Genomic DNA, 26,190 nt, shown 5'->3' on the forward strand with positions numbered 1-26,190 from the left:
TCAGGGGCCGGGGAGGGACGAAATCTGGCGCGGGCGTTTTGCCCGCCCGCGTAAGAGCCCCGGTCGATGGACCGGGCGGAGGAAATGGGAATGGCGACTGAAGTTCTGGTGCCGGTGCTGGGCGAATCGATCTCCGAGGCGACGCTGGGCGAATGGCTGAAGCAGCCGGGTGACGCGGTGGCGGTCGACGAGCCGATCGCGAGCCTGGAGACCGACAAGGTGTCGGTCGAAGTGCCCTCGCCGGTGGCGGGTGTCATGGGCCAGCATGCCGTCAAGGTCGGCGACACGGTGCAGGTCGGCGCGCTGCTGGCAGCCGTCGATGCCGGTGGCTCGGCCCCGGCCAAGACCGAAGCGGCGACCCCCGCCGTGACCGCGACCCCGGCGGCGGCCGCTCCGGCCCCTGCGGCGGCTTCGGCCGCTGACGAGTCGAGCGACTCGCCCGCCGCCCTCTCGCCGTCGGTGCGCCGTGCAGTGCTCGAGCATGGCCTCGACCCCGCGACGATCAAGGGCACCGGCAAGGACGGCCGCATCACCAAGGAAGACGTCGCCGCCGCCGCTGCCAACAAGTCGATCGCACCGGCTCCGGCCGCCGCTGCTCCGGCCGCTGCCCCCGCCGGTTCGGCGCGCAAGGAAGAGCGCGTGAAGATGACGCGCCTGCGCCAGACGATCGCCAAGCGCCTGAAGGAAGCGCAGAACACCGCCGCGATGCTGACGACGTTCAACGACGTCGACATGACCGCGGTGATCGAGGCGCGCGCCAAGTATAAGGACCTGTTCGAGAAGAAGCATGGCGTCCGGCTGGGCTTCATGGGCTTCTTCGTGAAGGCCGCGACCATGGCGCTGAAGGACATTCCTTCGGTCAACGCCTCAATCGAGGGCGATGAGATCGTTTATCACGATTATGCCGACATCTCGGTCGCCGTCTCGGCCCCGAACGGCCTGGTCGTGCCGGTCATCCGCGATGCGCAGGACCTGACGGTCGCGGGCATCGAAAAGACGATCGGCGACTTCGGCAAGCGCGCCAAGGACGGTACGCTGAAGATGGAAGAGATGAAGGGCGGCACCTTCACCATCTCGAACGGCGGCGTGTTCGGCTCGCTGATGTCGACCCCGATCATCAACCCGCCCCAGTCGGCGGTGCTGGGCCTCCACCGCATCGAGGAGCGTCCGGTCGTCGTCGACGGCCAGATCGTCATCCGCCCGATGATGTATCTGGCGCTGTCCTATGACCACCGGATCATCGACGGCCGCGAGGCGGTGACCTTCCTCGTCGCGCTGAAGAACGCGATCCAGGATCCGACCCGCATCCTGATCGACCTCTGATCGCTTTGTGATCTATACGGACCCTCGCCACGGCGAGGGTCCGTCCTTGCTATGTAAGGCGGGTGCGCCCGCAGGCTGGACCCCGAACGCCGGGGAACGGGAGAGACAAATGGCTGAGTATGACTATGACGTCCTGGTGATCGGCGCTGGCCCCGGCGGCTATGTCGCGGCGATCCGCGCGGCGCAGCTGGGCCTGAAGACCGCATGCGCCGAGGCGCGCGAGACGCTGGGCGGTACCTGCCTCAATGTCGGCTGCATCCCGTCCAAGGCGCTGCTCCACGCCTCCGAGCTGTTCGAGGAAGCGAGCCACGGTGCGCTCGCCAAGTTCGGCGTCGAGATCGAGGGCGCGAAGCTCAACCTCGACCAGATGCATGCCGAAAAGGCCAAGGCGGTCGGCGAGCTGACCGGCGGCATCGAATATCTGTTCAAGAAGAACAAGGTCACCTGGCTGAAGGGCAAGGCCGCGTTCCAGGATTCGAGCACGGTCAAGGTCGGCGACCAGACCGTCACCGCACGCGACATCGTGATCGCGACCGGCTCGGTCGTGACCCCGCTGCCGGGCGTCGCAATCGACCAGAAGGTTGTGGTCGACTCGACCGGCGCGCTGGCGCTGCCGAAGGTGCCGGAGCATCTGGTCGTCATCGGCGGCGGCGTGATCGGGCTGGAGCTGGGCTCGGTCTGGCGCCGTCTGGGGGCCAAGGTCACGGTCGTCGAATATCTCGACCAGATCCTTCCGGGCTTCGACGGCGAGGTCCGCAAGGAATCGGCCAAGCTGTTCAAGAAGCAGGGCATGGAGCTGAAGACCTCGACCAAGGTGACCGGCGTCACCGTCGAGGGCGACCGCGCGACCGTGTCGGTCGAACCGGCGGCGGGCGGTGCGGCGGAAACGCTGTCGGCTGACGCCGTGCTGGTCGCGATCGGCCGCAAGCCCAATACCGACGGGCTGAACCTGGAGGCCGCTGGCGTAAAGCTGAACGGCCGTGGCCAGGTCGAGATCGACCATGACTTCGCGACCAATGTCGATGGCATCTGGGCGATCGGCGACGTCGCGCCGGGCCTGATGCTCGCCCACAAGGCCGAGGACGAAGGCGTCGCGGTGGCCGAGAATATCGCGGGCCAGACCGGCATCGTGAACCACGACGTTATTCCCAGCGTCGTCTACACCATGCCCGAAATCGCCGGTGTCGGCCTGTCGGAAGAAGCCGCCAAGGAGCGCGGCGAGGTCAAGGTCGGTAAGTTCCCCTTCATGGCGAACAGCCGCGCCAAGACCAACCGCGACACCGACGGCTTCGTGAAGGTCATCGCCGATGCCAAGACCGACCGCGTGCTGGGCGTGTGGATCATTTCGTCGCTCGCCGGCACGATGATCGCGCAGGCCGCGCAGGCGATGGAGTTCGGCGCGACGTCCGAGGACATCGCCTATACCTGCCACGCACACCCCACCCATGCCGAGGCGCTCAAGGAGGCCGCCATGGCGGTGCAGGGCAAGCCGATCCATATCTGACCCGTCACGGCCGGGCTATCCGCAAAAGGGGGCGGGCATCGCAGGATGCCCGCCCCTTTCTTGTTTCGTGGGTCGGGGGCGACGGTTACGGCGGCGCATCCCGTCGGGCTCTTATGCGGGGAGGTTGCCTCTGGACCGCAATCTTTGAGCGGCTATGCTCGCGCTGATCGACCGGCTGCGCGCCTTTGGGTTGTCGCTGGACCGCAATCTCTGAGCGGCTATGCTTGATCGCAGCGGTCCGCGCGACGGCCTTCAGTTGCCGCTGGACCGCAATCTCTGAGCGGCTATGCTCAGGCCGGAACGACGATGCGCATGGGCGGGTTGCCGCTGGACCGCAATCTCTGAGCGGCTATGCTAACTCGACGGTCAGATCGTCACCATCCACCGTTGCCGCTGGACCGCAATCTCTGAGCGGCTATGCTGAACCCCGATGATCTGGCTTCGCACGCTCTTGTTGCCGCTGGACCGCAATCTCTGAGCGGCTATGCTGCGGAAATCCACGGGCCTTGCGTGTCAATAGTTGCCGCTGGACCGCAATCTCTGAGCGGCTATGCTAGGAACCCCGGACGGCAATGGGTCGACCAAGTTGCCGCTGGACCGCAATCTCTGAGCGGCTATGCTTCCGCGGCCTGGCGCTCGGTCGGGCAGTCGGTTGCCGCTGGACCGCAATCTCTGAGCGGCTATGCTCGACCGATCTTCAGCGCCGCGAGGCGTCGCGTTGCCGCTGGACCGCAATCTCTGAGCGGCTATGCTGCCAACGCAGCGATCTCAGCTGAGACGTGTGTTGCCGCTGGACCGCAATCTCTGAGCGGCTATGCTTAGCATCGGCATCGACAACACCGCTGGGCCGTTGCCGCTGGACCGCAATCTCTGAGCGGCTATGCTGCGAAGTGCCGGTTAGCCCATCGTATATTAGTTGCCGCTGGACCGCAATCTCTGAGCGGCTATGCTTGGTCCTCCGACGATGCCAACTGATAATCCAGTTGCCGCTGGACCGCAATCTCTGAGCGGCTATGCTCACCAAAAGTGGGCGTGGAACGAGGCCGAGGTTGCCGCTGGACCGCAATCTCTGAGCGGCTATGCTAATTCGAGCAGAATACCACGCCACCAAACTGTTGCCGCTGGACCGCAATCTCTGAGCGGCTATGCTCGATTGATATAATACTCCAGCATGTGTACGTTGCCGCTGGACCGCAATCTCTGAGCGGCTATGCTCTATGTCATGCCAGGCGCGCTGGTCCTCGAGTTGCCGCTGGACCGCAATCTCTGAGCGGCTATGCTTGGCGTCAGGAACGTCGCCGATCGCCGAAAGTTGCCGCTGGACCGCAATCTCTGAGCGGCTATGCTGCGCGTTCTGTCGACCGTGTCGATGGCTCAGTTGCCGCTGGACCGCAATCTCTGAGCGGCTATGCTGGATGGTGGGATATCGTGTTGATCCGCAACCACGAAATCCCCCATCCGGCATAGTCAAACCCTTCGCGAATCATCAGAACAGCGCCAACTGATCGGGGTTTTTTCGCGGCTGTCGACGGGACTGGCCGGCGAAGCGGATGATGTTTTCATATTGGCGGTCGGTAAAGCTCAAGATGTGGACCTCTCCCTTGTCGGGCAGATGGGCCTCGATACGACGCAGATAGGCCTCCATCTGTTCCTTGCCGCTGCAAAAGCGGGCATAGACCGAAAACTGGCTTTTCTCGAATCCCTCGTCGAGCAGATATTCGCGGAACTTGGTCGCGGCCCGGGCCTCTGTCTTGGTGGTCACCGGCAGGTCGAACATCACGAAAATCCACATCAGCCGATATCCCGACAATTGCCCGATGCCAGGCGATCCCATGGTCATCGGACCAGGCCCTCCAGCCCGGCCAGCTCCAGCGCGGAGGGCGGCAGGGGCAGGACCAGGTCTGCGGCTCGCCCGGTCTGAAAGCTGCGCGCCAGCGTCTGGGCGACGCGCTGGATGGCGAGCCAGACGGTGGTGATCCCGTCGTCCAGCATCAGGTCGACCGCGATCAGCCCGGCATAGGCGCGCTTGGCCTCGGGCGTGACGCGGGTGATGTCGCGCGCGATCAGCCTCAGGGTCAGCGCATCGACCAGCGCGCGAAACGGCTCGATCACGTCGTCGGCCAGCGCCAGCGGATTGCCGCGATGCGCATGATGCACCCCGATCGACGGATGCAGCCCCGCGGCGACCACTGCGCGGGCACAGGTCGCGCGCATCACCGCATAGCCAAAGTTGAGCAGCGCATTGGTGCCGTCCGCATCCCGGTCGCGACGAAAGGTCTCACCCATCAGTAGCGGCCAGTATCGCCGCGCCGCCTGTGCCTCGACATTTTCGGGATCGCCCGACCCGACCTTGCGCGCCAGATGGTCGAAGGCGGTGGCGGAATGCCCGTTGGCGGCCAGCACCGCGCCCTGCCAGCGGATCTTGGCGACGACCAGCGCGCGCCACAGCTGCTTCGACAGCGGCCGGCCGGCCTCCCATTGCGCGCGCATTCGGCCGTTCTGCGCATGATGGCCGTCGATCGGCAGGCAGATGGCGGCGGGGCTGTGATTGGAGCCGCATAGCAGCAGGACCGCGCCCCGCTCGGCCAGCGCAACGATCAGGTTGGTCGACCAGGTGATGCCATGCGCATGGACGATGACCGCGCCGACATCGTCGAGCGGCACGCGGCCGACCTCGACCCGATCCTCCGAGACGATCAGGAAGCCGCGATGGACGGACAGATGCCGGTTGTCGGTGGCGATATCGACGATCCGTTCCAGCCCCATCGCGGCGTGCGTCCCTCAATCGGCCGGCGCGGCGCGGGGGCGGGTGCGCCTTACGGTCTTGCGGGCGGGAAAGCCGGGGTCGAGCACACGGCCGAGTTCGTCGATGCGCACCTGCCGGGCCCGCCAGCCCTTGAGCGTGTTGGGTGACGGATAGAGATAGCGGAACGGATCGTCCCCATCGGCATCGCGGGCTTTCAGGGCTCCGCCTTCATGCGGTGCGGCAACGGCGAATTGCTTCTCGGAGAATTTCACGACGCGAACCAGCTCGCGGTTGCCGTCGGTCCGTTCGACCGCGAGCATATCGTTGCGCTGAAGGCTCAGGATTTTTCGCGCGGCCGGATGGGGGCGTGGCTGTTCGGAGGTCTGGTGGGCATCGAACATCGAGATCACCTGGCACCGCCACTTCCCGTCGGGCATCTCCCACACATCGTATCGATAATTGCTGTCGCCCTTATAGCCCTTGTACGCGCGGCCATCGCGGTCGCGGATCGGGATGATGGTCAGGGGCTCGGTCACGCGCACCCGGCGGATGCCGCGGTAGAGCAGGGGGCCGAGTTCGCCGAAGCGCGCCATGCGGGCCTCGAACGCCTTGCCGTCATGCCCCTGGGTGAATTCGGCCAGCGCGGTTCGGAGCAGCGGATCGCGGACCCGGGCGATATCCGCGGGCTTCCTGATCGCGCCCAGCGGCACGCGCCTGACGACGATGCTGTTGCCCTTGGCATCCGTCTCGCCCGTCAGGCCATAGGCGGTGTCGTTGTGCAGCCGCCCGGCGGTCTGGTCGCGACCGGGACGCAGGCCCGCCTTGGACACCGTGCCGTGATCGGGGCGGTGCGACACGATGATGCGGTTGACCGCCGCGCGCAGGTCGTCGCGAAAGCCGTCCCATGGCGCGGGGACATGGATGCGCTCGCGCCCTTCGCTGCCCTCCTGACCCGAAGCGCGGGCGATGGCGTTCAGCATGCCCCGGTCGACGATCGCGACCACGACCGCGTCGATGGCGTGATGGCGATGGTCGAGCCGGTTCTTGGGCTGGTCCGCGCCGCCGCCGAAATTATGGTCGGGAAGCAGATCGTTCAGCCCCAGCTTGCGCCGGACCATCTCGGTCAGGCGGCCAGGCGATACCCAGACGGGGTTCGATCCCTCCCCGCGTCCGGGATAGAGCGAGGTCAGATATTCGCGCGCCAGCCGCCCCAGATACTGGGTGTCGACCAGATGCCGCGCCAGGAATCCGCCGTCCTGCGCGAAACGCTGCATCGCATCGGGTTCGAACCGCCAGCGTTTGGCCTTGGGCAGCCGAGAGGCGCGTTCGGCGATCCCCGGCCAGCGATCGGTGTGACCCCAGGCCTCATAGGGGGAGCGGCACCGCTTCTCGCGATTGGCCTCGCGCAGGCAGAGCAGCTTGTTGCCGTTCGAATCGTCCAGCGTCTCGGCAAAGGGCAGGATGTGATCGACCTCGACCTGGGCGGAGAACAGCATGTCGATCGAAATCTGTTCGCCGGTATAGATGCAGCGGCGATCGAGCACATTGCCCGGATTGAGGTCCTCCCACCGCTTCAGAAGCGCGCGGTTCGCGCCGCTGTCACGCTGGCGAATCTCCTCCAGCTTGCGGGACCGCCCCTCGGCGGCGAGGCGGTTCTCGGCATTTTCGCGGTTGCGCCGCTTCTTTTCCTCGTCGGTCAGCTTCAGTTCGCGGGCGAGTTCGACCGCGATTTCGTCGGGCGGGCCATAGGCGCGGATCAGGCGGTTCACGACATGGCGAAGCTGGTTCAGCCCGATATGCACCGTGGGGTTGGTCAGGCGGCCGATCCGCATCTCCTCGGGATCGGTCGGCTCGGCGGTGCCCGGCATGATATGCCGTTCCAGCGCGACGCCGTAATAAGGCAGTTCGCTGACCTCCCGATCGGCGTCGTCGCGGCGGAAATCGCTGTGATGGCCGAGGCCCGATCTTTGCACCGCCTCGCTATAGACCAGGACCCGGCCATCCTCCGTCCGGTCGTGGAGCAACGAGTCGATCAGCGTCGTCGTCGCGGTCGGCCCGAAGCGACCATGCCCGTCCGGCAAGCGTGCGCCCAGCACCGCCTGGGCCTCGTCCTCCGAAAGCCCGTGGGTCTGCCGCAGCCAGTCCGCGAACGCCGCCTCGTCGCGCTCGCTCTCGAGCGCCGTCAGCCGCTGCACCACCTCCCATTGCGCCTCGGTCGACAGATGCGCCCAGCGCGTTCCGAACCGCTTCTTTGCGCCCAGTTCGGCGGCGACCTCGTCGCCCTTCAATTCGGTGCGGTTCTCGCTCTCCTTGTTGAAACGATCGGCGGGGTCGAGCTTGAGTTGCTTGCGCAGGGCGGCGAAGCTCATCTTCGCGCGCGTCTTGAGCGCCAGGAACAGGATATCGCGCTGCTCGGGCGTCAGCCGCTGCGCGATTTCGCCCGCCCTGACGATCGTCAGCGCGTTGATCTCCTCGAGCAGGCGGCGCTTCTGGAACAGCGGATGCGTCTTGGCCAGCCGCGTCTCGCCGGGGACCAGCGTGCATTGCCCAACCGGCGGGGCCTTGAGCGGGCGCTGGTGAAAGATGATCTCGTACAGCCGGTCATGGACCTGGCGCGTCAGCACGGTCGGATGATGCGGCGCCTGTGCCGCCCAGATCTCGGCGAACTCCTCGGCGATCAGCGCGCGCGAGGGGTAGAAGTCATAGCCGTCGCCCTTGGCCCCCTCGCCGGTTTCGGGGCGCAGCCGGGTGCGGACCGAGGGGATATGGTTGGCATCCTCCGCCGCCTGACGCCGTCGATGGAGAAATTCGCCCAGCGTCCGGGCATCGCTCTCCCGCATCTGCCGGGTCAGCCGGTCGACGCCGACCGCGATCTTGCCCGCTTCGTCATCCTGGCCGCGATCGGTCTTGCGGTTGGACTGGAAACCGCGTCGCTGGTTGAGGTGGAACAGCGCGCGGCCCAGCTCGAACGGCGACAGCGCCTCATCCAGCGCACGGGCCCGCAGGGCATAGGGGTCCTCGACCGCCAGCCTCTGCCGCTCGGCCTGGTCGGCGGGGAAAAGCCCGTCGCGAATCAGATATTTGATGAGTGCGGCCTGACGCTGCTTGAATCGGTCGCGCCGCCGCCGCATCGCGCGGGCGGCGCGCCGGTCGACGGCCAGCGAGGCGCCCGACTTGGGATCGCGCCCGTCGCTGAAGATTCGCGATCCCATGGCGAGGATTCCGTTTGGATTGCCCGCGCCGTCCAGGTGCAGCGCGGCCCAGCCCAGCGAATTCGCGCCCAGATCCAGTCCCAGTCGCCAGCCCATCTGCTCCCCCGCCCATCTGTTCGTTCGGCCGAATGATGGACGCGTTTATCTTGGGAGGAAAGTCCTTGGGCGGAAACCGGAAGATGGTTCGTTCCGGCGGTAAATCGCACTTGACCGACGCCATGAAATCGCAAAGACTGTGGGCCTCAGAGATTGCGGTACTGGCGGCTAACAAGCAGTCATGTCTGCACCAGATAAGGCCAGCGCTACGGCGCTGGCTTTTTTCTTGTCCGGCGTTGGCGATGTCGCATGGAAAAGGGCGACGGAGCATTCGCCCCGCCGCCCTTGACTGTTCATGCGTACAGGCGCGGAAACTTACGCTTCCGCCTGGTCGCCATAATTGGCCAACTCGTCGCCCATGATGCGGGTGACGTGCAGGACGTTGGTCGATCCCGGCGTGCGGAAGGGGACGCCCGCCATCAGCACGACCTGGTTGCCCGCCTCGGCGATGCCGTGGCGCAGCGCCATGCGCTTGGACTTGGCGACCATCTCCTCGAACGACTCGACGTCGCGGGTATGGACCGCATGCGTTCCCCAGAGCAGGCCCAGGCGGCGCGCCGTTTCCAGCTGCGGCGTCAGGACCAGGATCGGCACCGAGGGCCGCTCGCGCGCGACGCGGCGCGCGGTCGAGCCGCTGGAGGTGAAGCAGATGATCGCCTTGGACGACACGGTGCGCGAGATGCCCGCCGCCGCCGCCGCCAGCGCGTCGGCGGTGGTCGGGTCGGGGGTCATCGCGGTGAAGTGGACGCGGTCGCCATGACCGGGGTCGTTTTCCACCGACACGCCGATCGCGTTCATCATCGCGACCGATTCGACCGGCCAGGCGCCCGCCGCCGACTCGGCCGACAGCATGATCGCATCGGCGCCGTCATAGATGGCGGTCGCCACGTCCGACACCTCGGCGCGGGTGGGCGAGGGGCTCTGGATCATCGATTCGAGCATCTGCGTCGCCACGACGACCGGGCGGCCCATGCGGCGCGACACCTCGACGATGCGCTTCTGGAGCGGCGGGACGGCCTGAGGCGGCAGTTCGACGCCCAGGTCGCCGCGCGCGACCATCACGCCGTCGCACTGCTCGACGATTTCCTCCAGCCGGTCGATCGCCTGCGGCTTCTCGATCTTGGCGAGCAGCGCGGCGCGGCCCTTGATCAGGCCGCGCGCCTCCATCAGATCCTCGGGGCGCTGGACGAAGGACAGCGCGATCCAGTCCACGCCCTGCTCGACCGCGAAGGCCAGGTCCGAACGGTCCTTCTCGGTCAGCGCGGCCATGGGCAGCACCACGTCGGGAACGTTCAGCCCCTTGTTGTTCGACAGCGCACCGCCGACCTCGACCAGCGTCGTGATCTTCTGTTCGTCATGGAAGGCGACGCGCAGCACCAGCTTGCCGTCGTCGAGCAGCAGGCGCGCGCCCGGCTCGATCGCGGCGAAGATTTCCTTGTGGGGGAGTTCGACGCGGGTGGCGTCGCCCGGCGTCGGATCGCGGTCGAGCACGAAGGTGCTGCCGGTTTCCAGCATCACCTTGCCTTCGGCGAACTTGCCGACGCGCAGCTTGGGCCCCTGAAGATCGGCGAGGATCGTGGTCGGGCGACCGAACCGCTCCTCGAGCGCGCGGATCGCCTGGATCAGCGGAACCTTGGACTGCTGGTCGCCATGGCTCATATTGATTCGGAAGGCGTCGGCCCCTGCCTGAAACAGGGTGGCGATCATTTCGGGATCGCTGCTGGCCGGGCCAAGCGTGGCAAGAACGCGGACTTTTCGCGAACGCGGGGGGAGGGCCTGGGTCATCTTACATCCTGCTTCTTTTCTGGGTGCGTCCTAAAGCCTAATGCGGCGCGATCAACCTTGGAGAGACGAATATGGCCGATGCAGTGGATGCGTTGAATGCAATCGATGACAATGCGGCGGCGGCGGCCTTTCGGCGGCTGGTCCTGCATCTGCGCCACCGGACCGATGCGCAGAATGTCGACCTGATGGGGCTGGCGGGCTTTTGCCGCAACTGCCTGTCCGACTGGGTGGGCGAGGCCGCAGGGGTCGACAAGGCGACCGCGCGCGAAGCGATCTACGGCATGCCCTATGACCAGTGGAAGGCGCAGCATCAGGGCGAAGCGACGCCCGAGCAGCTGGCGCGCATGGCCGAAAGCGTGAAGAAGAACGCCTGACGAACATGCCCGCTTGAGCATGTCGCGTTAAGCGCCTAGACCCGCCGCCGATCCCGACATGGGGCCTGATCCGGCCGCGCCAGACCGACCTTCGCTTGATTGAGGGGGCAGGTACGGGCCGCGACATGGATTCGGTCATGCGGGCCTATCGGTATTCAGAGGGTTAAGACGATGGCGGACGACAATTACGACAGCAGCGGCAATGTGACGGCCGACGAGCTGCGCCTGCTGATCGAGCGGGCCGAGCGGCTGGAAGAAGAGAAGAAGGGCATTTCGGACGACATCAAGGATGTCTTCGCCGAAGCCAAGGCGCGCGGGTACGACCCCAAGGCGATCAAGAAGATCATGCAGATCCGCAAGAAGAAGCGCGAGGAATATCAGGAAGAGGAAGCCATCCTCGAAGTGTATATGAAGGCGCTGGGCATGATCTGATCCCGGTTTCGGGTTCGGAGATGCGAAGGGCGGCGGGGCTTTGAGCTCCGTCGCCCTTTTGCTTGGGGCGGGCGGTCAGGCGTGGCCTTCGACTTCGCTCAGGCTGAACGGGGGTTGGGTCGACGAGCGTTGCAGCTTCAGGCAATGTAGGTATCATGCCTATAGCGACGCGTCCTGCCCGACATGAGGCTTGATAGCTCGTAAATAGGAGTTTCGATGATAGCTGAATGCGATGCAATGACGTTCCGGTCTGTCATCAAGCGACATCGGTATCTGGCTCAAGCGAGTTTTGTGGTGCTCTTGACCGTGGTCTGTGAGTTAGTCGCAGATTTCAACAATTTTAGGTCTCCGATCAATTTAGTGTGGATGTTCGTCATACCGATCGGAGTTGGGATGGCGGCCAATGTTGGTTGGGATCGGCGATGCTTTATGGTCTTTGCTTTGTTGTGTGTTTCGTTGATCGTTGCCGTGGTCGTCGGCACTAACTTTACCAGCTATGGATAAGGGCAAACTCGTAAAGTGCAGCTTTTGCCATACCCCCACCCCCGTTCAGCCTGAGCGAAGTCGAAGGCCAAGCCAAACCCTCACCCCATCTCCGCCGCCTGGGTCGTCCAGCCCAGCCGGGGAATCGTGATCGACCGCTTCCCCGTCAGGTCGGTGCGGCACACGAACAGGTCGCGGCTCTCGATATAGGCGATCAGCCGCTTCACCCGGCCGAGCGAGCTGGTCCCATAGGTCTCCGCGATCTTGGTATCCGGCGGGCAGGGCAAGCCCTCCCGCGCCGCGCGCGCGACCAGCAGGAACGCGCCCAGCATGTCGTCGGGCAGCATCCCGGCCAGCGCCAGTGCCTCCTGCCAGTCGGGATCGTTGACGTCGAAAATCCCCGCCCGCGCGCAGGACAGCCGCCGGGCGAAGCCGTTCAGGTCGAGCGGCGGCCGGGCCAGCCCCGCCATCCGGCAGCGCACCTGGAAATCCTGGAACAGCACCGAGGCGGGGCGGAAGGTCGATTCGGGGTCCTCTACGATCGCGCGCAGTACCTGTTCGTAGATCGCCTCGACTTCGCCCTCGTCCATTTCCGGCGCGGGCGGCGCGGCGGTGGTGGGCAAGGGCGGGCGGCCGAGATCGGCCATCAGTTCCTCGGCGGGCACCCGGCGCGGGCGCGGGTCGAAGGTCATGGGCAGGGTCGGCGCTTCCTCGACCGGCGCGAAGAGCAGTTCCTGCAAATCGGGCGGCGGCGCGTCGGGCAGGGGGGTCAGCTTGGGGCTGCCCGACCGCGCCGAAGTCTCGACCGCGCCGATCTTCACCGTGATCGGCCGCCGCGAGACGGCGGGCCCCAGCGCCAGGAAGGTGCCGCGCGCCAGGTCGCGGATCGAGTCGGCCTGGCGCCGCTCCATGCCCAGCAGGTCGGCGGCGCGCGCCATATCGATGTCGAGGAAGGTGCGGCCCATCAGGAAGTTGGACGCCTCGGCGGCGACGTTCTTGGCCAGCTTGGCGAGTCGCTGGGTCGCGATCACCCCCGCCAGACCGCGCTTGCGCCCACGACACATGAGGTTGGTCATGGCGGACAGCGAGGCGCGGCGGACCTCCTCCGACACTTCGCCGCCGGTGGTGGGGGCGAACAGCTGCGCCTCGTCCACCACCACGAGCGCGGGATACCAATGCTCGCGCGGGGCATCGAACAGCGCGTTGAGGAAGGTCGCGGCGCAGCGCATCTGCCCCTCGATCTCCAGCCCCTCCAGGCTGAGGACCACCGAGGCGCGGTGTTCGCGGATTCGCGCGCCGAACCGTCCGACCTCGCGCTCGGCATAGTCGCCCGCCTCGATCACGACATGGCCATAGGCCTTGGAAAGCGTAACGAAATCGCCCTCGGGGTCGATCACCACCTGTTGCACCTGGCCCGCCGATTTCTCGAGCAGGCGGCGCAGCAGATGCGACTTTCCCGACCCCGAATTGCCCTGCACCAGCAGGCGGGTCGCCAGCAGTTCCTCAAGATCGATCGGCACCGACGAGCCACGCTCATCGGTTCCCATATCCACGCGTACCGTCATGACTCTGGCGTTTGGCCGATCAACGCCCCAAGGAGCAAGGCATTTGATTCCCCGAGGGAGCGACCGAACATGGCCCTGTCGACCGCCGCCGAAATCGCCCGCCGTACGCTGGGCAAGCCCGCGCACGAACTGGACGAGGAAGAACGCCAGGTCATCGCCGACATCGAGTCGGGCCAGCTGAGCACCCGCGACGCCGCCGATGTCGCGGACGAAAGCTCGACCTGGGGCGAGAAACTGGCCGACCGGGTGGCGGCGGTCGGCGGAAGCTGGGGCTTCATCATCACCTTTTCGGTGATCCTGCTGGGGTGGATGCTGCTGAACTCGGACGTGCTCGGCCATTTCGGGCTGGTCTTCGATCCCTATCCGTACATCTTCCTCAACCTGATGCTCTCGACGCTGGCGGCGATCCAGGCGCCGGTCATCATGATGAGCCAGAACCGGCAATCGGCCAAGGATCGGCTGGCCGCCAGCCTCGACTATCGCACCAATTTGCGCGCCGAGATCGACATATTGCGGCTGCATCACAAGCTGGACAGCACGGTCGTCGAACGACTCGACTCGCTGGAGGCGAAGATCGACGGGTTGGCAAAAGCCCTTGCGCGGTCGTAGAGAGCGCGATCATTTTACGAGGCACCGATGGCAGGCCACAGCAAATTCAAGAACATCATGCACCGCAAGGGCGCGCAGGATAAGAAGCGCTCGGCGGCATTCTCCAAGCTTTCCCGCGAAATCACCGTCGCGGCCAAGATGGGCACCCCCGACCCGGACATGAATCCGCGTCTGCGCGCCGCCGTCAACGCGGCCAAGGCGGCCTCGATGCCCAAGGACAATATCGCCCGCGCGATCGACAAGGCCTCGCGCGGCGACGGGGAGAATTACGAGGAAATCCGCTATGAGGGCTTCGGCCCCGGCGGCGTCAGCCTGATCATCGAGGCGCTGACCGACAATCGCAACCGCACCGCGACCAATGTGCGCACCGCGGTGTCGAAGAATGGCGGCAATCTGGGCACCGCCGGTTCGGTCAGCCACGGTTTCGACCGGATGGGCCTGATCAACTATCCCGCCAGCGCGGGCGACGCCGAAAAGGTGTTCGAGGCGGCGCTGGAAGCCGGGGCCGAGGACGTGACCTCGACCGAGGACGGCCACGAGATCTGGACCGCGCAGGCCGATCTGCATGAAGTCGCCAAGGCGCTGGAGCCCGTGCTGGGCGAGGCGGAAGGCGCCAAGCTGGCCTGGCGTCCGCAGACCATGGTCGCGGTCGACGAAGCGGCGGCGGCGACCCTGTTCAAGCTGATCGACACGCTGGACGACGACGACGACGTCCAGACCGTCTGGGGCAATTACGAAGTCTCCGACGAAGTGATGGAAAAGCTCGGCTAACCCCTATTCCTCCCCAAGCTCGGCTTGGGGAGGGGGACCGCGCGGGATGGCCGCGTGGTGGAGGGGCAAGCCACGCGCAAGATAACCCCTCCCGAAAGCCCGTCATGACCCCACCCCCCGCCATCATCCTCGGCCTCGATCCCGGTCTCGGCACCACCGGCTGGGGGGTGATCGCGGCGGAGGGCAACCGCCTGCGCCATGTCGCCAACGGCCAGATCAAGACCGAGCCGTCGATGCCGCTCCCCCGGCGCCTGGCGAACCTGCACGCGGCGCTCTATGACGTGATCCGCCAGCAACGGCCCGACGGCGCGGCGGTGGAAGAGGTGCTGGGCAACAGCAACGCGCAATCCACGCTGAAACTGGGCCAGGCGCGCGGCATCGTCCTGTTGTCGGCGGCGCAGGCGGGGCTGATCGTCGGCGAATATCACCCGAGCATCGTCAAGAAGGCGACGGTCGGCACCGGCGGCGCGGACAAGAAACAGGTGCAGGCGATGGTCGGCCACCTGCTCCCCGGCGTGAAGCTAGCGGGGCCGGACGCGGCGGACGCACTGGCGGTGGCGATCACCCATGCCCACCATTTGGCGAGCGCACGGGCGATGCAGCGGCGGACTTCTGCTTTTTAAGGAGTGTGGGTTCGCGCGAAGCCGCGATGACGCGAAGAAGAGAAGGTTTGTTCGCGCAGAGGCGCAGAGGACGCAGAGATGGTTGGTATGCCGCGCCAGCGGCCCTCCTATCTCTACGGTTGATGGTACAGCCTGGGCTTCGCCCAACAGGACGCCGCCTCCGCGCCCTCCGCGCCTCTGCGCGCACAAACCTTCTTCGCGCCATCGCGGCTTCGCGTGAACCCGTCCCACCAGCAACATCGGCGGGGGGCGTGACGAAACCCCCGTTTTGTTCTAATCCGTCGCCATGATCGCGCACCTCAAGGGACGTTTGGACTCCACCGGCATCGACCATGCGGTGATCGATGTCGGGGGGGTCGGCTATCTGGTCGGCGCCTCGGCGCGCACGCTATCCTCGATCGGCCCGGTGGGCGAGGCGGCGATGCTGCATACCGAGATGCTGGTATCGGAGGATTCGATCCGCCTCGTCGGTTTCGCCAGCGCGGACGAGCGGGACTGGTTCCGGTTGCTGACCGGGGTGCAGGGCGTGGGATCGCGGGTGGCGCTGGCCATCCTGTCGGCGCTGGAGCCCGCCGACCTGATGCGCGCGATCGCCAGCGGCGACAAGGCGATGGTCGCGCGCGCCAATGGCGTCGGGCCGAAGCTGGCGCAGCGGATCGTGATGGAGTTGAAGGACAAGGTCGGCGGCATCGTCCTGGCGCCCGGATCGGGTGGCGGTGCGGCGACGCCGGTCGGGGCGGGCGCGGATGCGGTGTCGGCGCTGCTCAACCTGGGCTTCCGTCCCGCCGAGGCGAGCGCGGCGGTGGCTTCGGCCGAGGAGGAACTGGGCGCGGGCGCGACCCTCGATGCGCTGGTGCGGCTGGCGCTGCGCAAGGCGGCCAAATAGGGGTTTAACCCAGCAACCCCGGCGGCTCGCGTCCCGCGAAATGCGCCTCCAGATTGGCGACCACCATCGCCGCCATCTCGGCCCGCGCCTCACGCGTGGCGCTGCCCTGATGCGGGGCGAGCACGACATGGTTCATCCGGCGCAGCGCATAGGGCACGTCGGGTTCCTCGGCGAACACGTCCAGCCCCGCGCCCGCGATCCGGTGCGCCTCCAGCGCGGCGATCAGCGCCTCCTCGTCGATCAGGCTGCCGCGCGCGATATTGACGATCACCCCCTCCGGCCCCAGCCGGTCGAGCATCGCCGCGTCGACCAGATGGTGCGTGTCCGCCCCGCCCGGCGCGGCGAGGATCAGCACGTCGCTCTCCGCCGCCAGCGTCGCCGGGTCGGGAACGAAGCGCCATGGCACGGGCTTGGCCGAGCGGGCGGTGTAGAGGATCTCGCTGGCGAAGGGCTCGGCGCGCCGGGCGATCGCCTGGCCGATCCGGCCCAGCCCGAAGATGCCGATCCGCCGCCCGCTCGCGCGTCGGCCCAGCGGCACCGTCCAGTTGCCCATCCGCATCGCGCGGTCGTTGGCGGCGACCCGGCGCTCGACCGCCAGCCACAGCGCGATCGCCTGGTCGGCGACATCCTCGGTCAGCGCATCGGGGGTGATCGCGATGCGGATGCCGCGCGCGGCCACCGCCTCCCGGTCGATCCGGTCATGGCCGACGCCGTGCACCGCGATGATCTCCAGCGCGGGCAGCCGGTCGAGCAGCGCCTGGTCCACCGTCATCATCCCGCCGCCGACGATCGCGCGGGTCGAGGGCGGGGCGTCGTCGCGGTGAAGCTGGAAACGCTCGGCAAGCGCCAGTTCCAGCGCGGGCGGAATGGACGTGGCCAGGAAGAGGTCGTGCGGCATGCCCGCCAGTCTAGCGCGATTTGCGGCGAAAGTCCGCCACATGAGGCAAGCGCAACGGACCAGGTCACGCGGCCCAGTGACGCCATGGCTGTCCCTGTCGGCCACAGGCTGCTATGTTCGTGCAATGTTCGCCGTTTCTGCCTTTCTCCCGCTGCTCGACAGCCACGCCGTCCAGCCGCTAGGGCGCGTGTCGTGACCGACCAAGACCGTCTTTTGTCCGCCAGCCGCCGTCCCGAGGATGTCGACGCCGCGCTTCGCCCCAAGAGCCTGGACGAGTTCGTCGGCCAGCAGGCCGCGCGCGACAATCTGCGCGTCTTCATCCAGGCGGCGAAGGGGCGCGGCGACGCGCTGGACCATGTGCTGTTCTTCGGCCCGCCGGGGTTGGGCAAGACGACGCTGGCGCAGATCATCGCGCGCGAGATGGGGGTGGGGTTCCGCGCGACCTCGGGCCCGGTCATCGCCAAGTCGGGCGATCTCGCCGCGCTGCTGACCAATCTCGAGGATGGCGACGTCCTGTTCATCGACGAGATCCACCGCCTGCAACCCGCGGTCGAGGAAGTCCTTTATCCCGCGATGGAGGACCGCGTCCTCGACCTGATGATCGGCGAGGGGCCGTCGGCGCGCTCGGTACGGATCGACCTGCCGCGCTTCACGCTGGTCGGGGCGACGACGCGCCAGGGGCTGCTGACCACGCCCTTGCGCGATCGCTTCGGCATCCCGGTCCGCCTGCAATTCTATACGGTCGCCGAACTGACCCGCGTCGTGACCCGCGCCGCGCGGCTGCTCGACCTGCCGATCGCCGAGGACGGCGCGGTCGAGGTCGCGCGCAGATCGCGCGGGACGCCGCGTATCGCGGGGCGGCTGCTGCGCCGGGTGCGCGACTTCGCGACGGTGGCGGGACATGAGATCGTCCATGCCGCCGCCGCCGACCAGGCGCTCAACCGGCTGGAGGTCGATTCGCTGGGGCTGGACGCGATGGACCGGCGCTATCTGACGATGATCGCCGATGTCTATCGCGGCGGCCCGGTGGGGGTGGAAACGCTCGCCGCCGGACTGTCCGAGCCGCGCGACACGATCGAGGAGGTGATCGAGCCCTATCTGATCCAGCTCGGCCTGCTGGCGCGGACGGCGCGGGGGCGTATCCTGAATGCGGGCGGGTGGAAGCATCTGGGGCTGAACCCGCCGGTGGGGTCGCAGGACGGGTTGTTCGACGCCTGAGGGGCGGGCGGGGCCGTTCGAAAAGGACCCCCGCCGGTCGGACGACCGGCAGGGGCCAGGCAGGGTATAACTCGGCTCGGCCCTCGGTCGGCTGGACCGGGCGGGAGTGTCGTCGCCATCCTGCATGATCGGCAGGCCATCCGGAGAAGCCGGGCCGCCGCCATCCAACGAAGCCTTGCCGCATCGGTTTCGTTGATCCCGTCGAACAGATGGAAAACGCGTCGCATAGTATTATGCGGTTAATACACTTGAACCGCGCGGCCATCCCCTCCACACTAGGCGGCAAGGTATTTGGAGACGCGTAATGGCCACGACCGCCGAGACTGTGACCGGGGAAAAGGGGCTGACCCTGACGCCGCCCGATCCCGTGCCGATGGTGGCGCCGTCTCAGGCCGCCGGGCTGGTGCCGGTCGACGACAAGACCCGCAGCCAGCTGGAGCAGAAGGTCGACGGCTTCGTCGCCGAACTGATCGCGCAGGACGTCAACAGCCCCGAATTCGGCCGCCGCGTCGATGCGATCACCGCCATGGGGCAGAAGGAAATCCGCGAGGCGGCCAGCCAGTCCAACCGCTTCCTCGACCGACCGGTCAAGGCGATGGACGGCGAGACTGGCGTGGGCAAGGACCTGACCGAACTGCGCCGCGTGGTCGAAAGCCTCGATCCCGGTCGCCAGGGCAATCTCTCGGCACCGCGCAAGCTGCTGGGCATCCTGCCCTTCGGTAACAAGATGCGCGACTATTTCGACGGCTATCGCTCGTCCCAGACGCATATCGCCGCGATCTTGAAGAGCCTGTCCTCGGGCCGCGACGAACTGCTGATGGACAATGCCGCGATCGATACCGAGCGGGCGAACCTGTGGTCGGCGATGGGGCGGCTGGAGCAGATGATCCATCTGTCCAAGACGATGGACGCCAAGCTGGAGGATACGGCCAACGAGCTGGATCACACCGATCCCGCCAAGGCCAAGGCGATCCGCGAGACCGCCTTGTTCTACACGCGCCAGCGGACCCAGGACCTGCTGACCCAGATGGCGGTCACGGTGCAGGGCTATCTGGCACTCGATCTGGTCAAGAAGAACAATGTCGAGCTGGTGAAGGGCGTCGACCGCGCCTCGACCACCACCGTCTCGGCTTTGCGCACCGCGGTCACCGTGGCGCAGGCGCTGGCCAATCAGAAGCTGGTGCTCGACCAGATCACCGCGCTCAACTCGACCACCGCCAACATCATCGATTCGACCGGCAAGCTGCTGCGCAGCCAAACCGCGCAGATCCACGAGCAGGCGGCGGCCTCGACCATTCCGCTGGAAACGCTGCAACGCGCCTTCCAGAATATCTATGACACGATGGACGCGATCGACAGCTTCAAGCTGAAGGCGCTCGATTCGATGAAGACCACCGTCACGACGCTGGGCAACGAGGTGGAGAAGTCGAAGGGCTATATCGCGCGGGCCGAGGGGGCGCAGAACCCGCAACTGACCGGCGGCGCATCGTCGTCGTCGTTCAAGCTGGAGGCGCTGTAAGCCCGTGACCACACCCCGCTCGAACGAGGTCGATGCCCAGATCGAGCGTGCGCGCGAAGTGATGGCGCGCATCTCGCAGGATTATCGCGGGTCCGCGCAGCAGACCGTCAAGCGAGTGCGCCGCCGCGCGCGCTCGGCCCTGCAACGCGTGATCCTGATCGCGGTCGCCAATGCCGTCATCCTGATCGCGGCGATGGTGACCGGGCTGATCCTGCCCGGCGGGATCGGCATTTTCGGGGCGCTGGCGGCGATGATGCTGATGATCGCGGTGACGCTGGCGATCGCCCTGGCTCCGGCCGCGCGCGCGCCCAGCCCGGCCAAGCTGGCGCAGGTGGATATCAAGGCGCTGCCCGCCCAGACCGAACGCTGGCTGGAGGCGCAGCGCCCCTTGCTGCCCGCGCCCGCCGTGCAGCTGGTCGACCGGATCGGCCAGCGGCTCGACACGCTGTCGCCGCAGCTCGCCGCCGTCGACAACGACACCGCCGAGGCGATGGAGGTCCGCCGCCTGATCGGCGAGCAGCTGCCCGCCTTTCTGCGCGATTATGAGCGCGTGCCCGAGCCGCTTCGCCGGGTCGAGCGCAACGGGCGCACGCCGGATGCACAGCTGGTCGACGGATTGAAGCTGATCGAACAGGAGATTGGCGACATGACCCAGCGTCTGGCCCAGGCCGATCTCGACAGCCTGTCGACGCGCGGACGCTTCCTGGAAATGAAGTATCGCGAGGAAAAGGCGGAATGATTCGGCGCGCGGCGGTGGTGCTGATGGCATTCTCCACCGCCGCGATGGCACAGGATGGCGCGACGCAGGCGGATCTGGAGGCGGCGAACGCGGCGTCGCAACTGCTGGGGAAAGGACGCTATCTCGATGCCGCCGAGCGGCTCCGGCCGCTGGCTTTCGATCCGGCCGGCAAGGCGAAGCCGGGTTTCGTTCACGGCCAGTGGCTGGAAATGCGGACGCTGATGACGGCCGAACCCGTAGAGGCCGAGCCCGCACCAGCCGAGGACGCCGAGGCTCGGGCGATGGCGGAGCGGGTCGGCGCCGGGACCCCGCGCGACGCCATTGCCGAGATCGTCGCGCGGGCGGCCCGGACGCGCGTGGTCATCCTCAACGAGAATCACGGCGTTCCCCGGCATCGGGCCTTTGCGCTGGAGGTGGCGCGGGCTCTCCGGCCGCTGGGCTATTCGGTGCTGGCGGCGGAGACCTTCGTCAGCGACGGGACGCAGGCCGCCATGACTCGCCTGGCGAAAAGCGGTTATCCGACGCTCAACGGTACGGGCTATTATACGCGCGACCCCGTGTTCGCCGATTTCGTCCGCCAGTCGCTGTCGCTCGGCTATCGCCCGTTGGCCTATGAGATCACCCAGGCGGAGCGCGGCGGCGGCACGAGTCGCGCCGAAAGCATCGCCCGACGGGAAGAGGCACAGGCCAATCACCTGGCGCAGGCGCTGGCGGCCGATCCCAAGGCCAAATTCTTCGTCTATGTCGGTTTCAGCCATGTCACGGAGCGGCCGATCCAGGGCTGGGACGAAGGGACGTACAGCTGGATGGCGACCCGGCTGAAGGCGAAGACCGGCATCGATCCGCTGACCATCGATCAGGTGACCCTGGGGCCGCAAATGGGGCGTGACACCGGGCTTGCCCGCCAGGCCCTGGCGGCGAAGGGCTATGATCGATCGACGATCCTGTTCGACGGCGATCGCCCCGTCACCGTCGGCCAATATGCCGGTGCGGTCGACTTGCAGGTCTATCATCCCGCCGCCCGCAGGGTGAAGGGGCGTCCGGACTGGCTGGCGGCGATGAACCGGCGGCCTCTGGCGATCCCGCCGGGCTTCGTGCCGCAAAGGGGCGAGCGGCTGGTGCAGGCGTTCATCGCGGGCGAGAGCGACGATGCGATTCCGGTCGATCAGGTGCTGGTGCGGGCGGGCGAGGATGTGCCGTCGCTGATGGTGCCCGGTGACAGGCCATTGCGGCTGGTGATGCAGGACCCGGCCCCGGCAAGGCCGTGACGCGGACGCCGCCGTCCCGTCTGCCCCATATGAAAAGAGGCTGCCGGGACGTCATCGCGACGGCCCCGGCAACCCCTAAACATGGTCAGCGGCCGGAGAGCTCCAGCCCGGGAGACCATGCGGGCCTCATGACATCGGACACGGCCGTTGATTGGGGGAGAATACCCCCCGGACCGCATCCGTCGATGTCAGAGACCGGCCCCCCGAACGAACTGAACCGACCCCCTTGCTGAACCATGAGACATCGGATCACCTCCTTTCGCTAGTGGATAGCCAACGCGCCCTTTCAAAGTGCGCAATCGCAATGTGCGTAGTCGAAAGTCGATAAACAAGACTTGTAATGCAACGATGTTTAGCCGAGCATCTTGCGCCCGCCAAACGGCCGGGACTCAGCCCCGACAATCCTCGATCACGCGTCCGATCTCCGCATAGGCGGGGATGACGAGCGGCACCTGGCCCGCCTGTTCCATCGTGAACCGCCCCCGGCTGAACGCCATGGCGTCGAGCAGCGGGTCGGCGGCGGGGAGCAGGATTTCCGCCCCCGCCGCGACGGCGCGCGCGGTCAATATCTTGGTCGTGCTGGAGGTGCGGACGGTGATGCTCCCGGCGACCGAGGCGGGGCGATCCAGCCTGATCTGGCGGATGCGCGGATCGCAGGTCAGCGCCAGCCGCGTGACCCCCGCCGTACCGAACACCGCGGTCGACCCTTGCGCGGTGCGCCGATAGCGCCAGTCGCCGGGCGTCAGCGGCCAGTCGCGCCAGTCGGAGCCCAGCACGGGACGCGGTGCGGGCGGCTGCGGGGCCGGGCGGGGCGTGTGACGGACCGGCGGAGCGGCCTCGGGGCGGGTGGCGGGGATACAGCCCGACAGGGCGGCCGCCGCGACCATCGTCGTGGCGAGGGGGGCAAAGGACAAGCGACGCATCGCCCCCAGCCTATGGGCGAGCATCAACTATCGCTCAACCCCGTGCTGCGGCAGGCCGTGCCGTTGCGGCGGGCACCGGAACCCGGCCTCGCCCTGGCGGGTTTGAAGGGCGATAAACGGAGGTTAAGAATGGCCGATCACGATACGCCGACCCTGATCCTGGTCCAGTCCAATGTCGCGGGCACGCTGAAGCTGGAGAGCCGCGACGGCGACACGATCGGCAGCGTCTATTCCTTCATGGTCCACAAGCGATCGGGCCGCGCGACGCATGCGGTGCTGGCGCTGGGCGGGTTCCTGGGCATGGGCAAGAGCTTCTACCCGGTGCCGTTCAGCCTGTTGCAGTTCGATCCGGTGAACGACCAATATGTCATCACCGTCGACCGCCGCCTGCTGGAAGGCGGCCCGAGCTGGGCCAACAATGCGCCGATTTTCGACCAGGCCTATGCCGACCGGGTGGCGGGCTATTATGGCGTGACGACGGAGAATCTCGACCTGGGGTGAGGGGGTGGAAGGTGGTTCGTGGGGGGGCGTATGTGCCCGCCTTGTCCGAATGCCCGCGTGATGGCCATTGCTACGCCCGGCGCCTTTCGCCTCGCGTGACCCGATAGCCCCTCTCCCGGCAGGGGGAGGGGTTGGGGAGGGGCAAAGGCCAAACAGGTCCAGCTAGGGTTAGGGGGCGACCGAGCCCAGAGGCTCGCGCGCTCGCAGGGCGAGCGCCCACCCCTCACCCAGCTCCGACTAAGCCTTTGCTTTCGCAAAGACCAAGTCTGCGCAACCCTCTCCCCTCTGCGAGGGGCGAGGGAAGGATAAGGCATCGCGGAATGTCGATCGGCCCTTAAGCGGCCTGGGGTCCCTGCGGTAACCGCGTTAGCGTCACGAACAGCTTTGACCCTTAGCCCTTGCGGCGCGGGCCCTCCCCCATCCCCTCCCGCTTGCGGGAGGGGATGGGGGAGGGGAAGCGGGATGCGCGCCCCATGGGGAGCTTCACATGGTGCGGTTGCCCCTTCGATCAATTCGCCTTGCGCCCGCTCGCGAACTTCTTGCTCTTGCCGAACCGCGTCTTGCGCGTTCCTGGCTTGCCCTCGTTGGAGCGGCCCATGATCGGGGCCTTCTGCTCATGGACGGGCAGGCCCAGTTCCTCATTCTCCAGCTGCCGGATCTCGTCGCGCAACCGGCCGGCTTCCTCGAATTCGAGGTCGGCGGCGGCCTTGCGCATCTTCTTTTCGAGTTCCTCGATATAGGCGCGCAGATTGTGGCCGACCATGTGCGGACGGTCCTCATCGATCGGCACCGTCACCTGATCGCCGCTGGCGACATGCGCGATGATGTCGCCGATCTGGCGGCGGATCGTCTGCGGCGTGATGCCATGTTCGGCATTATAGGCCATCTGCTTCTCGCGACGCCGTGACGTCTCCGACATGGCGCGCTCCATCGATCCGGTGATCCGGTCGGCGTACAGGATCACGCGGCCATCGACATTGCGCGCCGCGCGCCCGATCGTCTGGATCAGCGAGGTCTCGGAGCGCAGGAAGCCTTCCTTGTCCGCGTCGAGGATCGCGACCAGCCCGCATTCGGGAATGTCCAACCCCTCGCGCAGCAGGTTGATGCCGATCAGCACGTCATACACGCCCAGCCGCAGGTCGCGGATCAGCTCGATACGCTCCAGCGTCTCGACATCGGAGTGCATGTAGCGGACCTTGATCCCCGCCTCGTGCATATATTCGGTCAGGTCCTCCGCCATCCGCTTGGTCAGCGTGGTGACGAGGGTGCGATAGCCGAGTTCGGTCGTCTTGCGCGCCTCGATGATCAGGTCCTGCACCTGTTCCTCGACCGGCTTGATTTCGACCGGCGGGTCGATCAGCCCGGTGGGGCGGATGACCTGTTCGACGAAGACGCCGCCGGTCTGCTCCATCTCCCAATTGCCGGGCGTGGCCGAAACGCTGACCGTCTGCGGGCGCATCGCGTCCCATTCGTTGAAGCGCAGCGGCCGGTTGTCGATCGCGGAGGGCAGGCGAAAGCCATATTCGGCCAGCGTGATCTTGCGCCGATGGTCGCCGCGCGACATGCCGTTGATCTGGCCGATGGTAACATGGCTCTCGTCGACGAACAGCACGGCGTTTTCGGGCAGATACTCGAACAAAGTGGGCGGCGGCTCGCCGGGCAGGCGGCCGGTCAGGAAGCGGCTGTAATTCTCGATGCCGTTGCAGCTGCCGGTGGCGGCGATCATCTCCAGGTCGAAGTTCGTGCGCTGCTCCAGCCGCTGGCGTTCCAGCAGCTTGCCCTCGATCTCCAGCTCCTTCAGCCGCTCGGCCAGCTCGAACTTGATCGCCTCGACCGCCTGCTTCATCGTCGGACCCGGCGTCACATAGTGGCTGTTGGCGTAGATGCGCACCGAGTTGAGATGCGCGACCTTCTTGCCGGTCAGCGGATCGAACTCGACAATTTCCTCGATCTCGTCCCCGAAGAACGAGATGCGCCAGGCCGAATCCTCATAGTGCGAGGGGAAGATTTCGAGATTGTCGCCCTTCACCCGGAAATTGCCGCGCATGAAGGCGGCGTCGTTGCGCTTGTACTGGAGCGCAACGAGCTTGCGGATGATCTCGCGCTGGTCGACGCTCTGGCCTTTCTTCAGGTCGAAGATCATCGCCGAATAGGTCTCGACCGAGCCGATACCGTAAAGGCACGACACCGAGGCGACGATGATGACGTCGTCGCGCTCCAGCAACGCGCGCGTCGCCGAGTGGCGCATCCGGTCGATCGACTCGTTGATCGAGCTTTCCTTCTCGATGTACGTGTCCGAACGGGGCACATAGGCCTCAGGCTGGTAATAATCGTAATAGCTGACAAAATATTCGACGGCGTTGTTGGGGAAGAAGTTCTTGAACTCCCCATAGAGCTGCGCCGCCAGGATCTTGTTGGGTGCCAGGATCAGCGCGGGGCGCTGCAACTCCTCGATGACCTTCGCCATGGTGAAGGTCTTGCCCGATCCGGTGACGCCCAGCAGCACCTGATCCTTGTCGCCCGCGCGTGCGGCGGCGGTCAGTTCGCGGATCGCGGCGGGCTGGTCGCCGTTCGGCGTATAGTCCGTCACCAGCTCGAACCGCTTGCCGCCTTCGGCCTTTTCGGGGCGCGACGGGCGGTGGGGGATGAAGCTGACCCCGGTTTCGGGCTCGTCTAGGGTGGTGCGGATCTGGATCGCCATGGGTGCGAATATGG

General features: G+C 66.6%; 21 protein-coding genes and 1 CRISPR repeat array. Of the genes, 13 read left to right on the forward strand and 8 right to left on the reverse strand.

Translation table 11 applies throughout. The annotated features are described in order from the left end of the window. Positions 1-90 precede the first annotated feature (90 nt). Positions 91-1,323 carry a 2-oxoglutarate dehydrogenase complex dihydrolipoyllysine-residue succinyltransferase gene (gene odhB, locus QE360_RS09215; RefSeq protein WP_309700988.1) on the forward strand — a complete coding sequence of 411 codons (1,233 nt, stop codon included), beginning with the start codon at positions 91-93 and terminating at the stop codon, positions 1,321-1,323. 109 nt (positions 1,324-1,432) lie between these two features. Continuing rightward, positions 1,433-2,827 (forward strand): dihydrolipoyl dehydrogenase, encoded by a 1,395-nt coding sequence (gene lpdA / locus QE360_RS09220; protein WP_309700990.1) that lies wholly within the window; start codon positions 1,433-1,435, stop codon positions 2,825-2,827. A gap of 123 nt (positions 2,828-2,950) precedes the next feature. Continuing rightward, positions 2,951-4,240: a CRISPR direct-repeat array (repeat unit 36 nt; unit sequence GTTGCCGCTGGACCGCAATCTCTGAGCGGCTATGCT). Between the two features lie 73 nt (positions 4,241-4,313). On the opposite strand, the gene cas2 is transcribed toward lpdA, so the two are convergent. The 4 genes from cas2 to pyk form a co-directional block, all read right to left on the reverse strand. Next, positions 4,314-4,667 (reverse strand): CRISPR-associated endonuclease Cas2, encoded by a 354-nt coding sequence (cas2, locus tag QE360_RS09225; RefSeq protein WP_309700992.1) that lies wholly within the window; start codon positions 4,665-4,667, stop codon positions 4,314-4,316. Next, positions 4,664-5,593 (reverse strand): type II CRISPR-associated endonuclease Cas1, encoded by a 930-nt coding sequence (cas1, locus tag QE360_RS09230; protein WP_309700994.1) that lies wholly within the window; start codon positions 5,591-5,593, stop codon positions 4,664-4,666. The genes cas2 and cas1 overlap by 4 nt, the downstream gene beginning before the upstream one ends. A 15-nt stretch (positions 5,594-5,608) precedes the next feature. After that, the gene (cas9, locus tag QE360_RS09235) at positions 5,609-8,881 is read right to left on the reverse strand and encodes a type II CRISPR RNA-guided endonuclease Cas9 (RefSeq protein ID WP_309700996.1); all 3,273 of its coding nucleotides are present in this window, start codon (positions 8,879-8,881) and stop codon (positions 5,609-5,611) included. A gap of 315 nt (positions 8,882-9,196) precedes the next feature. Next, on the reverse strand, positions 9,197-10,666 hold the full coding sequence (gene pyk, locus QE360_RS09240; RefSeq protein WP_309697301.1) for a pyruvate kinase: 1,470 nt from the start codon (positions 10,664-10,666) through the stop codon (positions 9,197-9,199). A 71-nt stretch (positions 10,667-10,737) separates the two neighbouring features. On the opposite strand from pyk, the gene QE360_RS09245 reads away from it, so the two are divergent. Both QE360_RS09245 and QE360_RS09250 read left to right on the forward strand, forming a co-directional pair. Further along, positions 10,738-11,040, forward strand: a complete 303-nt coding sequence (locus tag QE360_RS09245) for a DUF1244 domain-containing protein (protein WP_261268945.1) — start codon at positions 10,738-10,740, stop codon at positions 11,038-11,040. A 171-nt stretch (positions 11,041-11,211) separates the two neighbouring features. Next, positions 11,212-11,472, forward strand: a complete 261-nt coding sequence (locus QE360_RS09250; RefSeq protein WP_261268946.1) for a DUF2312 domain-containing protein — start codon at positions 11,212-11,214, stop codon at positions 11,470-11,472. A 584-nt stretch (positions 11,473-12,056) separates the two neighbouring features. Here QE360_RS09250 and QE360_RS09255 read toward each other — a convergent pair. After that, on the reverse strand, positions 12,057-13,520 hold the full coding sequence (locus QE360_RS09255) for an ATP-binding protein (protein ID WP_307100696.1): 1,464 nt from the start codon (positions 13,518-13,520) through the stop codon (positions 12,057-12,059). 69 nt (positions 13,521-13,589) lie between these two features. On the opposite strand from QE360_RS09255, the gene QE360_RS09260 reads away from it, so the two are divergent. From QE360_RS09260 to ruvA, 4 genes are all read left to right on the forward strand, one after another. Continuing rightward, complete coding sequence (locus QE360_RS09260; RefSeq protein ID WP_309697295.1) at positions 13,590-14,129, forward strand: DUF1003 domain-containing protein; 540 nt, start codon at positions 13,590-13,592, stop codon at positions 14,127-14,129. A 27-nt stretch (positions 14,130-14,156) separates the two neighbouring features. Beyond that, complete coding sequence (locus QE360_RS09265) at positions 14,157-14,900, forward strand: YebC/PmpR family DNA-binding transcriptional regulator (RefSeq protein WP_307100692.1); 744 nt, start codon at positions 14,157-14,159, stop codon at positions 14,898-14,900. A 104-nt stretch (positions 14,901-15,004) separates the two neighbouring features. After that, positions 15,005-15,523 carry a crossover junction endodeoxyribonuclease RuvC gene (gene ruvC / locus QE360_RS09270; protein ID WP_309700998.1) on the forward strand — a complete coding sequence of 173 codons (519 nt, stop codon included), beginning with the start codon at positions 15,005-15,007 and terminating at the stop codon, positions 15,521-15,523. 286 nt (positions 15,524-15,809) lie between these two features. Continuing rightward, positions 15,810-16,409, forward strand: coding sequence for a Holliday junction branch migration protein RuvA (ruvA, locus tag QE360_RS09275; protein ID WP_307100688.1), 600 nt, complete (start codon positions 15,810-15,812; stop codon positions 16,407-16,409). 4 nt (positions 16,410-16,413) lie between these two features. On the opposite strand, the gene QE360_RS09280 is transcribed toward ruvA, so the two are convergent. Beyond that, positions 16,414-17,316 carry a 2-hydroxyacid dehydrogenase gene (locus QE360_RS09280; protein WP_309704123.1) on the reverse strand — a complete coding sequence of 301 codons (903 nt, stop codon included), beginning with the start codon at positions 17,314-17,316 and terminating at the stop codon, positions 16,414-16,416. A gap of 183 nt (positions 17,317-17,499) precedes the next feature. Here QE360_RS09280 and ruvB point away from each other — a divergent pair, with 183 nt between their 5' ends. The 4 genes from ruvB to QE360_RS09300 all read left to right on the forward strand — a co-directional run bounded on the left by ruvB (position 17,500) and on the right by QE360_RS09300 (position 22,051). After that, positions 17,500-18,525 carry a Holliday junction branch migration DNA helicase RuvB gene (gene ruvB, locus QE360_RS09285; RefSeq protein ID WP_309697291.1) on the forward strand — a complete coding sequence of 342 codons (1,026 nt, stop codon included), beginning with the start codon at positions 17,500-17,502 and terminating at the stop codon, positions 18,523-18,525. A gap of 304 nt (positions 18,526-18,829) precedes the next feature. Continuing rightward, the gene (locus tag QE360_RS09290; RefSeq protein WP_309701000.1) at positions 18,830-20,044 is read left to right on the forward strand and encodes a toxic anion resistance protein; all 1,215 of its coding nucleotides are present in this window, start codon (positions 18,830-18,832) and stop codon (positions 20,042-20,044) included. Between the two features lie 4 nt (positions 20,045-20,048). Further along, complete coding sequence (locus QE360_RS09295) at positions 20,049-20,783, forward strand: hypothetical protein (RefSeq protein WP_309701002.1); 735 nt, start codon at positions 20,049-20,051, stop codon at positions 20,781-20,783. Then, a complete protein-coding gene (locus tag QE360_RS09300) occupies positions 20,780-22,051 on the forward strand; it encodes a hypothetical protein (RefSeq protein WP_309701004.1) in 1,272 nt (423 codons plus the stop codon). Before QE360_RS09295 ends, QE360_RS09300 begins: the two co-directional genes overlap by 4 nt. Positions 22,052-22,440: 389 nt before the next feature. On the opposite strand, the gene QE360_RS09305 is transcribed toward QE360_RS09300, so the two are convergent. Beyond that, complete coding sequence (locus QE360_RS09305) at positions 22,441-22,974, reverse strand: hypothetical protein (RefSeq protein ID WP_309701006.1); 534 nt, start codon at positions 22,972-22,974, stop codon at positions 22,441-22,443. Between the two features lie 129 nt (positions 22,975-23,103). Between QE360_RS09305 and QE360_RS09310 the strand changes: the two genes are divergently transcribed. Beyond that, complete coding sequence (locus QE360_RS09310; RefSeq protein ID WP_309697282.1) at positions 23,104-23,475, forward strand: PRC-barrel domain-containing protein; 372 nt, start codon at positions 23,104-23,106, stop codon at positions 23,473-23,475. A gap of 508 nt (positions 23,476-23,983) precedes the next feature. Here the strand turns inward: QE360_RS09310 and uvrB are convergent. Further along, complete coding sequence (uvrB, locus tag QE360_RS09315; RefSeq protein ID WP_309697280.1) at positions 23,984-26,176, reverse strand: excinuclease ABC subunit UvrB; 2,193 nt, start codon at positions 26,174-26,176, stop codon at positions 23,984-23,986. Positions 26,177-26,190: the final 14 nt, after the last annotated feature.

The sequence above is a fragment of the Sphingomonas sp. SORGH_AS_0789 genome (genome assembly GCF_031453055.1).
GTDB lineage: Bacteria > Pseudomonadota > Alphaproteobacteria > Sphingomonadales > Sphingomonadaceae > Sphingomonas.

Excerpts from the sequence above, each read along its gene's own strand:
- odhB (WP_309700988.1), top strand. The coding sequence starts at position 91 with ATGGCGACTGAAGTTCTGGTGCCGGTGCTGGGCGAATCGATCTCCGAG.
- lpdA (WP_309700990.1), top strand. The coding sequence starts at position 1,433 with ATGGCTGAGTATGACTATGACGTCCTGGTGATCGGCGCTGGCCCCGGC.
- cas2 (WP_309700992.1), bottom strand. The coding sequence starts at position 4,667 with ATGACCATGGGATCGCCTGGCATCGGGCAATTGTCGGGATATCGGCTG.
- cas1 (WP_309700994.1), bottom strand. The coding sequence starts at position 5,593 with ATGGGGCTGGAACGGATCGTCGATATCGCCACCGACAACCGGCATCTG.
- cas9 (WP_309700996.1), bottom strand. The coding sequence starts at position 8,881 with ATGGGCTGGCGACTGGGACTGGATCTGGGCGCGAATTCGCTGGGCTGG.
- pyk (WP_309697301.1), bottom strand. The coding sequence starts at position 10,666 with ATGACCCAGGCCCTCCCCCCGCGTTCGCGAAAAGTCCGCGTTCTTGCC.
- QE360_RS09245 (WP_261268945.1), top strand. The coding sequence starts at position 10,738 with ATGGCCGATGCAGTGGATGCGTTGAATGCAATCGATGACAATGCGGCG.
- QE360_RS09250 (WP_261268946.1), top strand. The coding sequence starts at position 11,212 with ATGGCGGACGACAATTACGACAGCAGCGGCAATGTGACGGCCGACGAG.
- QE360_RS09255 (WP_307100696.1), bottom strand. The coding sequence starts at position 13,520 with ATGACGGTACGCGTGGATATGGGAACCGATGAGCGTGGCTCGTCGGTG.
- QE360_RS09260 (WP_309697295.1), top strand. The coding sequence starts at position 13,590 with ATGGCCCTGTCGACCGCCGCCGAAATCGCCCGCCGTACGCTGGGCAAG.
- QE360_RS09265 (WP_307100692.1), top strand. The coding sequence starts at position 14,157 with ATGGCAGGCCACAGCAAATTCAAGAACATCATGCACCGCAAGGGCGCG.
- ruvC (WP_309700998.1), top strand. The coding sequence starts at position 15,005 with ATGACCCCACCCCCCGCCATCATCCTCGGCCTCGATCCCGGTCTCGGC.
- ruvA (WP_307100688.1), top strand. The coding sequence starts at position 15,810 with ATGATCGCGCACCTCAAGGGACGTTTGGACTCCACCGGCATCGACCAT.
- QE360_RS09290 (WP_309701000.1), top strand. The coding sequence starts at position 18,830 with ATGGCCACGACCGCCGAGACTGTGACCGGGGAAAAGGGGCTGACCCTG.
- QE360_RS09300 (WP_309701004.1), top strand. The coding sequence starts at position 20,780 with ATGATTCGGCGCGCGGCGGTGGTGCTGATGGCATTCTCCACCGCCGCG.
- QE360_RS09305 (WP_309701006.1), bottom strand. The coding sequence starts at position 22,974 with ATGCGTCGCTTGTCCTTTGCCCCCCTCGCCACGACGATGGTCGCGGCG.
- QE360_RS09310 (WP_309697282.1), top strand. The coding sequence starts at position 23,104 with ATGGCCGATCACGATACGCCGACCCTGATCCTGGTCCAGTCCAATGTC.
- uvrB (WP_309697280.1), bottom strand. The coding sequence starts at position 26,176 with ATGGCGATCCAGATCCGCACCACCCTAGACGAGCCCGAAACCGGGGTC.